7 protein-coding genes and 1 pseudogene are annotated in these 7,398 nt (G+C 69.5%); 7 read left to right on the forward strand and 1 reads right to left on the reverse strand.

The features are described 5' to 3' along the window. The first annotated feature begins 38 nt into the window (after window positions 1-38). Genes mca through ACXMYJ_RS16760 form a run of 4 tightly spaced genes read left to right on the forward strand, consistent with a single transcriptional unit; the run spans window position 39 to window position 3,594 of the window. Window positions 39-908 (forward strand): mycothiol conjugate amidase Mca, encoded by an 870-nt coding sequence (mca, locus tag ACXMYJ_RS16745; RefSeq protein WP_260754890.1) that lies wholly within the window; start codon window positions 39-41, stop codon window positions 906-908. After that, a complete protein-coding gene (locus ACXMYJ_RS16750; RefSeq protein ID WP_260754889.1) occupies window positions 908-1,213 on the forward strand; it encodes a hypothetical protein in 306 nt (101 codons plus the stop codon). The genes mca and ACXMYJ_RS16750 overlap by 1 nt, the downstream gene beginning before the upstream one ends. Beyond that, the gene (locus tag ACXMYJ_RS16755; RefSeq protein WP_443188478.1) at window positions 1,200-3,212 is read left to right on the forward strand and encodes a thioredoxin domain-containing protein; all 2,013 of its coding nucleotides are present in this window, start codon (window positions 1,200-1,202) and stop codon (window positions 3,210-3,212) included. Before ACXMYJ_RS16750 ends, ACXMYJ_RS16755 begins: the two co-directional genes overlap by 14 nt. Before the next feature lie 10 nt (window positions 3,213-3,222). Beyond that, window positions 3,223-3,594 (forward strand): nuclear transport factor 2 family protein, encoded by a 372-nt coding sequence (locus ACXMYJ_RS16760; RefSeq protein WP_260754887.1) that lies wholly within the window; start codon window positions 3,223-3,225, stop codon window positions 3,592-3,594. 402 nt (window positions 3,595-3,996) lie between these two features. Here ACXMYJ_RS16760 and trhA read toward each other — a convergent pair whose 3' ends face one another. Beyond that, complete coding sequence (trhA, locus tag ACXMYJ_RS16765; RefSeq protein ID WP_443188477.1) at window positions 3,997-4,737, reverse strand: PAQR family membrane homeostasis protein TrhA; 741 nt, start codon at window positions 4,735-4,737, stop codon at window positions 3,997-3,999. Window positions 4,738-4,793: 56 nt separating this feature from the next. On the opposite strand from trhA, the gene ACXMYJ_RS16770 reads away from it, so the two are divergent. The 3 genes and pseudogenes from ACXMYJ_RS16770 to ACXMYJ_RS16780 all read left to right on the forward strand — a co-directional run. Continuing rightward, window positions 4,794-5,585: a (2Z,6E)-farnesyl diphosphate synthase gene (locus ACXMYJ_RS16770; protein ID WP_443188476.1), complete on the forward strand. Its 792-nt coding sequence runs from the start codon at window positions 4,794-4,796 to the stop codon at window positions 5,583-5,585. A gap of 1 nt (window position 5,586) precedes the next feature. Next, window positions 5,587-6,936, forward strand: a complete 1,350-nt coding sequence (locus ACXMYJ_RS16775) for a hypothetical protein (RefSeq protein ID WP_460357782.1) — start codon at window positions 5,587-5,589, stop codon at window positions 6,934-6,936. A gap of 88 nt (window positions 6,937-7,024) precedes the next feature. Continuing rightward, window positions 7,025-7,270, forward strand: a pseudogene (locus ACXMYJ_RS16780) (hypothetical protein); the annotation flags it as partial. Window positions 7,271-7,398 lie beyond the last annotated feature (128 nt).

Consider the following 7,398-nt stretch of genomic DNA (forward strand, 5'->3'; position numbering starts at 1 on the left):
TGAGTGGGCAAGCAGAAAAACAGCTGATAAGGACGAGGTTGAGCGAACTGCGGTTGATGGCCGTGCACGCGCACCCGGACGACGAGTCCAGCAAGGGTGCCGCGACGATGGCGCGTTACGTCGATGAGGGCGTTCGCGTGATGGTCGTGACGCTGACCGGCGGGGAGCGCGGCGACATCCTGAATCCGGCGATGGACCTACCCGAGGTCCACGGCCGGATGCCGGAGATCCGCCGCGACGAGATGGCCAGGGCCGCGCAGATCCTCGGGGTCGAGCATCACTGGCTCGGGTTCGTCGACTCGGGGCTGCCGGAGGGCGACCCGCTGCCGCCGTTGCCCGAGGGTTGTTTCGCGCTGGAGCCGCTGGAGATACCGACCCGGGAGTTGGTGAAGGTGATCCGGGAGTTCAAGCCGCACGTGATGACGACGTACGACGAGAACGGCGGCTACCCGCACCCCGATCACATCAAATGCCACCAGGTCTCCGTCGCGGCCTACGAGGCCGCCGCCGACCACCTGCTGTACCCGGATGCCGGCGAACCGTGGAGCGTGTCCAAGCTGTACTACAACCACGGCTTCCTGCGGCAGCGCATGCAGATCCTGCAGGACGAGTTCGCCAAGCACGGCAAGGAAGGTCCGTTCAGCAAGTGGCTGGAGAGCTGGGACCCGGAGGAGGACCTGCTCGCCAAGCGGGTGACCACGCGGATCGAGTGCTCGAAGTACTTCGCTCAGCGTGACGACGCGTTGCTGGCGCACGCGACGCAGATCGACCCCAACAGCTTCTTCTTCACCACGCCGATGGAATGGCAGCAGCGGCTGTGGCCGACGGAGGAATTCGAACTGGCCAGGTCGAGGGTGCCGGTGGTGCTGCCCGAGACCGACCTGTTCTCCGGGATCGAGGAACGCTGATGAACGACGTCCTGACTCTGGGCCTGGAGCTGTTGACGGTGGCCCAGGAAGACGGTCCCCGCCAGACCGGGCCTGATTTCGGCAAGGCTAGCCCGTTCGGGCTGATCATCGTGATCCTGTTGCTGATCGCGGTATTCGGGCTGGTGTGGTCGATGAACCGGCATCTGCGCAAACTGCCGAAATCCTTCGACACCGCCGAGTCCGACGGTGTCGAAGGCGGTGCCGCCCCGGTCGGCGAGATCGGCGCCGACCCCGACCTGGCCACCGAGAATCCGGCCGACGGGACGGAACGTGGCTCGAGCTGACGGCTCGAGAAATTCCCTATCGCGGGCCACGAGCCCGTATCTGAGGCAGCACGCCGACAACCCGGTGCACTGGCAGCAGTGGACGCCGGACGCGCTGGCATGGGCTGCCGAACGCGACGTGCCCGTCCTGCTGTCGATCGGATACGCGGCCTGCCACTGGTGCCATGTGATGGCTCACGAGTCCTTCGCCGACGCCGAAGTCGCAGCGGCCGCCAACGAGAACTTCGTCTGCATCAAGGTCGACCGCGAGGAGCGTCCCGACCTGGACGCGGTGTACATGAACGCCACCGTGGCCCTGACCGGTCAGGGCGGCTGGCCGATGACGTGCTTTCTGACCCCTGACGGCAGACCGTTCTTCTGCGGCACCTACTACCCGAAGGGCACCTTCCTGCAACTGCTGGCCGCGGTCACCGAGACCTGGCGCACCCGCCGCGCCGAGGTGGAGGAGACGTCGGACAGGATCGCCGCCGAGCTGCGGTCGATGGCCTCCGGCCTGCCGGGCGGCGGCCCGGCTGTCGCGGCCCAGGTGTGCGACGGCGCGGTGGAGGCGGTGCTGCGCGACGAGGACACCGTCGACGGTGGGTTCGCCAACGGTCCCGGGCGCGCCCCGAAGTTTCCTCCGTCGGCGTTGCTGGAAGCGCTGCTGCGTCACCACGAACGCACCGGATCGTCCCTGGCCCCGGTGGTGCGGACCTGTGAGGCGATGGCGCGCGGCGGCATCTATGACCAGCTGGGCGGGGGCTTCGCCCGGTACAGCGTCGACGCGGCGTGGGTGGTGCCGCACTTCGAGAAGATGCTCTACGACAACGCCCAGCTGCTGCGGGTGTACGCGCACTGGGCACGCCGGACCGCGAATCCTTTGGCGCACAAGGTTCTTCACGAGACAGCGCGGTTCCTGCTCGACGACCTGCGCGACGGTGAGATGTTCGTCTCCTCACTGGACGCCGACGCCGCCGGGGTCGAGGGGCTGACCTACGTGTGGACCTCGGACGAACTCACGGAAGTGCTCGGCGAGGGTGACGGGCGTTGGGCGGCAGCGCTTTTCGGGGTGACCGAGGAAGGGACCTTCGACGCGGGCACCTCGGTGCTGCAGCTGCACACCGACCCGGACGACCCGGATCGCTTCGAGCGGGTGCGCACGGCACTGCGCGCCGCGCGGCGCCTCAGGCCGCAACCGGCGCGCGACGACAAGGTGGTGACGGCCTGGAACGGGTTGGCGATCACCGCGCTGGCCGAGGCGTCGTTCGCCGGCGCCCGGCCCGAATACCTCGACGCCGCAGCCGAAAGCGCCCGGCGGCTACTCGCCCTGCATGTGGTCGAGGGCCGGTTGCGGCGCTCCAGCCTCGGCGGCGTCGTCGGCGACAGTGTGGCGGTGCTCGAGGATCACGCCGCGCTGGCCACCGGTCTGCTGACACTGCACCAGGCCACCGCGGAGCCGGAGTGGCTGCATCACGGGTGCCGACTGCTCGATCTCGCGCTGGAGCACTTCGCAGACCCGGAGGTCCCCGGCCGCTGGTTCGACGTCGCCGACGACGCCGAGCAATTGGTGCTGCGACCGTCGGACCCGCTCGACGGTGCCACGCCCTCAGGCGCATCGCTGATGGCCGAGGCTCTGCAGCTGGCCGCGCATCTGGCGGCCGAACCCGCCGCGCAGCGGTACTCGGCGGCGGCCGAGGCCACCCTGGCCGCCGCGACCGTGCTGCTGGAGCGCGCTCCGCGTTCGGCGGGGCACTGGCTGGCGGTGTCCGAGGCCGCCGTGCGCGGTCCGATCCAGGTCGCGGTGGCCGGCGGCGCGGATTCGGCGCTGCTGGCGGCGGCGCGCAGGCTGGCGCCGGGCGGAGCGGTCGTGATCGGCGGCGAGGTGGATTCATCCGAGCTGCTGCGCGCCCGGCCCCGGGTCGGCGACGCGGACGCCGCGTACGTGTGCCGCGGCCGGGTCTGCGATATGCCCGTCACCACGGTCGAGGATCTCGCCGCCGCGCTCGGGCCGTCCGTGTAGCCTGCCGCTCATGAGTTTCGAGCCGGATGTCTTACAGGGTTTCGTCCAGCGCTATCTCGACACCGTCGCCGGCGGCACCGCCACCGACGTCGCTGCGCTCTACGCCGAGGACGCCACCCTCGAAGACCCCGTGGGCGGTGGTGAGGTGCACATCGGCCGGCAGGCCATCGCCGGCTTCTACAAGTCCATCGAGGCCGGCGGCCAGATCACCACCGAACTGCTGAACTTCCGCGCCGGCGGGCACGAGGCGGCGTTCGTGTTCGCGATCACCGTGGGCGGCGCGATGCGGATCGAGCCCATCGAGGTGATGACGTTCAACGGCGACGGCCAGATCACGTCGATGAAGGCCTACTGGGGCCCGCAGGACGTCACGCAGCTCTAGCGCGCCAGCCTTTTCAGCGCGAGCGTGCGTGTCTGAGGTGGACACGCCGGGCCAGAACCGGATTTTGCGCACGCTCGTCCGTCGTCCGGGAGTGCGATCGTCCGGGAGTGCCACATCCGGGAGTGCGATCGTCGGGGAATGCCATGGTCCGGCCGTCCTTCGCCGGTCGCCGCTGTCCCGGAGTGCCGCCACGGCGTCGCCTCTCTGCGCGCAGCAGACGGCGGAGCTTTGCCTTCGACTGCGGCCGCGCTCGTCGGGACCCCCCGGCTACGTAGTGGTGAGCGTGCGCAAAGTATAGGGTTGCCGCGGCGTGTCGCCCGCTGACACGCACGCTCGCGCCAGGTGACGCACGCTCGCCAGGTGACATGGTCGCGCCCATAGACGCACGCGCCCATAGGGAGATCAGAAGACGGCGAACCACATCGCGATGTAGTGGCAGATCGCCGCGACAGCGGTGCACGCGTGGAAGAACTCGTGGTGCCCGAACGTCCTGGGCCACGGGTTGGGCCACTTGAGCGCGTACAGCACACCACCAACGCTGTAGAGCGCGCCGCCGACGATCAGCAGCACCACCGCCGCCACCCCGGCGCCGTGCATGATCGGACCGATGAACCAGACCGCGACCCACCCCAGCAGGATGTACAGCGGTACCCCGAGCCAGCGCGGCGAGGACGGCCACAGCATCTTCAGCGCGACGCCGGCCAGCGCGCCGCTCCACACGATCCACAACAGCACCAGACCGTCGTTCTCGGGCAGCGCCAGTAGCGCGAACGGCGTGTAGCTGCCGGCGATGAACAGGAAAATCATCGAATGGTCGGCGCGCTTCATCCACTTGCGCGCCGTCACCGACGTCCAGTTCACCCGGTGATAGACCCCACTGACGGTGAACATCGCGACGATGGTCAGCGTGTAGATCAGCGTCGCGATGCCGGCGCGGGTGGACTGCAGCGACCACGACACGGCGACCAGTGTCGCGCCGCAGATCACCGCGATCACCGCCGAGTACACGTGAATCCAGCCCCGCAGCCTGGGCTTGCCCAGGAACTGCGCGACGCCGCCGGCGACGGCTTCGGGAAAGTCCTCGGCTTCCCGAGGTTCCCGCGGCGATTCGGCGAAGTACCACGGTTCGAGCGATGTCGGCATCTCACCTCCGCTGAGTGGCTCAGGAGCTTCCTCGCGTCACAGTAGTCTGGTTGATCGTGGACCTCATTCCGCGGCGCCTCAAAGAACCGATGTACCGGCTCTACGAGATGCGCCTGCGCCAGGGGCTCACGGCATCACGCTCGGAACTGCCCCGCCATATCGCCGTGCTGTGTGACGGAAATCGCCGCTGGGCACGTGAGTTGGGCCACGACGACGTCAGTTTCGGCTATCGCGCGGGGGCGGGCAAGATCGCCGAGATGCTGCGCTGGTGCCAGGAGGCCGGCATCGAACTGGCGACGGTGTACCTGCTCTCGACCGAGAACCTGCAGCGCGACGACGACGAACTGGCGGCGCTGATCGAGATCATCACCGAGGTGGTCGAGGAGATCTGCGCCCCGGCCAACCGCTGGACCGTGCGCACCGTCGGGGATCTGGAGTTGATCGGGGAGGAGCCGGCGCGCCGGCTGCGCGAGGCGGTGGCCTCGACCGACGGGAACGGCGGTGACTTCCACGTCAACGTCGCCGTCGGTTACGGCGGCCGGCAGGAGATCGTCGACGCGGTCCGCGCACTGCTGAGCAAGGAACTGGCCAACGGCGCCACCGGCGAACAGCTGATCGAGGCGGTGACGGCCGAGGGCATCTCGGAGAACCTGTACACCTCGGGACAGCCCGACCCCGATCTGGTGATCCGCACCTCGGGGGAGCAGCGGCTGTCCGGATTCCTGTTGTGGCAGAGCGCCTATTCGGAGATGTGGTTCACCGAGGCGTACTGGCCGGAGTTCCGGCGGGTGGATTTCCTGCGCGCGCTGCGCGACTACACGGCACGCCACCGCAGATACGGACGCTGACATGCTCGCCCTGTCCGCGCTCGTGTTCGCACTGAGTCGGTGGCTGGGGCTGTATCTGCTCGCGCGGGACCCGCGCAAGATCGTGCTCGTGCTGGCGGCCGTCGGCCTGGCCAGCTTCGCGTCGGTGGTGGCGCTGGACGCCGTCCGGGTGGTGAGCGACTCCGCGGCGCTGAGCCGGGTCGAGATCTATCTGGTCGCGGTGCCCGGCATCGCGTGGTTCGCGGTGCTGCTGGAACTGTCCCGGCCCCGCGACACCTGGCGCAGCCGGGCCGGCGAGGTCGCCCTCGTCACGGGTGTGGCCACCGTGGCGTTCCTGGGGGCGGCGATGGCCGGCGACGTGCAAGGCCCGCTGCGCCTCGGACACTGGGTGTTGTTCGCCGCGGTGTCGGTGCCGTCGGTCGCCGCGATGGTGCGCGCCGTGCTGCGTCGCGCCCAGCCCGGCCCCGTCGTGGGTTTCGTCGTCGTCGCGACGCTGTTCTTCGCGTTGGGCAACGCGATCCTGGTGATCCCGCTCGGGCTGGTGCCGAGCTGGCTGGCATTGGCGTCCACCGGGTTCGACGTCGCGCTGCTCGGCATCGCCGTCGCGATCGGTGACGCGTTCGACGAGGGCCACGCGCTGCGCCGGGACATGCTGCGCTCCTTCGTGGGCACCACGGCCGTCGCGGTGCTCTTCGGTGGTCAGGTGCTGATCGCGCTGGCGGTGGCCGGCCGGTCGACGACGCTGACGGTGCTGTTGTTCACCAGCCTGGGGGTGGCGATCGCGATCAACGTGCTGGCCGATCCGCTGGCCGGACTACTGGACCGGCTCGCGTTCTCGCGTTCGCCGGATCTGCGCGCCGACCGCGCGGCGTTGCGCAACACCGAATCGGCGCTGCCATTGCGCTCGGCCAGCCCGCTCGACGGCATGGATGAGGACACCTTCGTGCGGGTCACCCGCCGCGCGCTCGGCCACTACGGCGACCTGTCCAAGCTCGTCGCCAGTCCGCTGACCGCGCTGCCGGTCATCGACGAGCGGTTGGCCCGGCGCGGCGCACCCGATCAGCCGCTGGAACGGGCCAACGAGCTGCGGGCGCTGCTGGCCGAGCGGATCGCCGCGCTCAAGCCGCGCAACGGCGGGGATTTCGGCACCAGCGAGCAGTGGCGGCACTACAACTCGCTGTATTTCCCGTACGTGGTCGGCGTCCGTGCCTACGCGCAGAACGCGACGGCCGCCGGGCTCGATCCGCTCGCCCGGCAGGCCTGGCAGTGGTTCGTCACCGAGGTGCCCCAGCGCTCGCTGCACAACTGGCAGAACGCTGCCGCGCGCGTCATCGCCACCGACCTGCGCAGCAACCTCGTCGCCGCCCACTAGCGTCGGCGCAGGGCTGCGACCTGCGGTTGGCAGTAACTGGCAGCGTGTGGTGTCGACCTGGCAGCGGCCGCCACGGACGCTGTGAGCCATGACCGCCATCACCACCCGGCACCGCCCGGCACACCGTTCCGATGCGCAGCTGCTGCGCTTCGCGTTACGCGCCGACGCCACCCTGTGCGGCGGCGTCGGCCTGTTCGTCGCGGTGGCCGCCGACGCGCTGTCCCGGTTGTCCGGGCTGTCCCCGACAGCCGAGTGGGTGGCCGGCGCGGCCCTCGTCGGTTACGGCGTGCTGTTGTACGGCGCGGCCGGTCTACGCGACATCCGGCGCGTCGGGAGGTCAAGTCCAGGGGCGTGGTGTACGACGTCGTCGTGTGATTCTTCGAGGTGATGGTTCAGGTGGTCAGTGCCGCGGGGGTGGCCTCCTGTTCGGTCGGGGTGTCGTTGACGGTGCGTGATTTGCTG

The sequence above is a fragment of the Mycobacterium sp. ZZG genome (genome assembly GCF_054786995.1).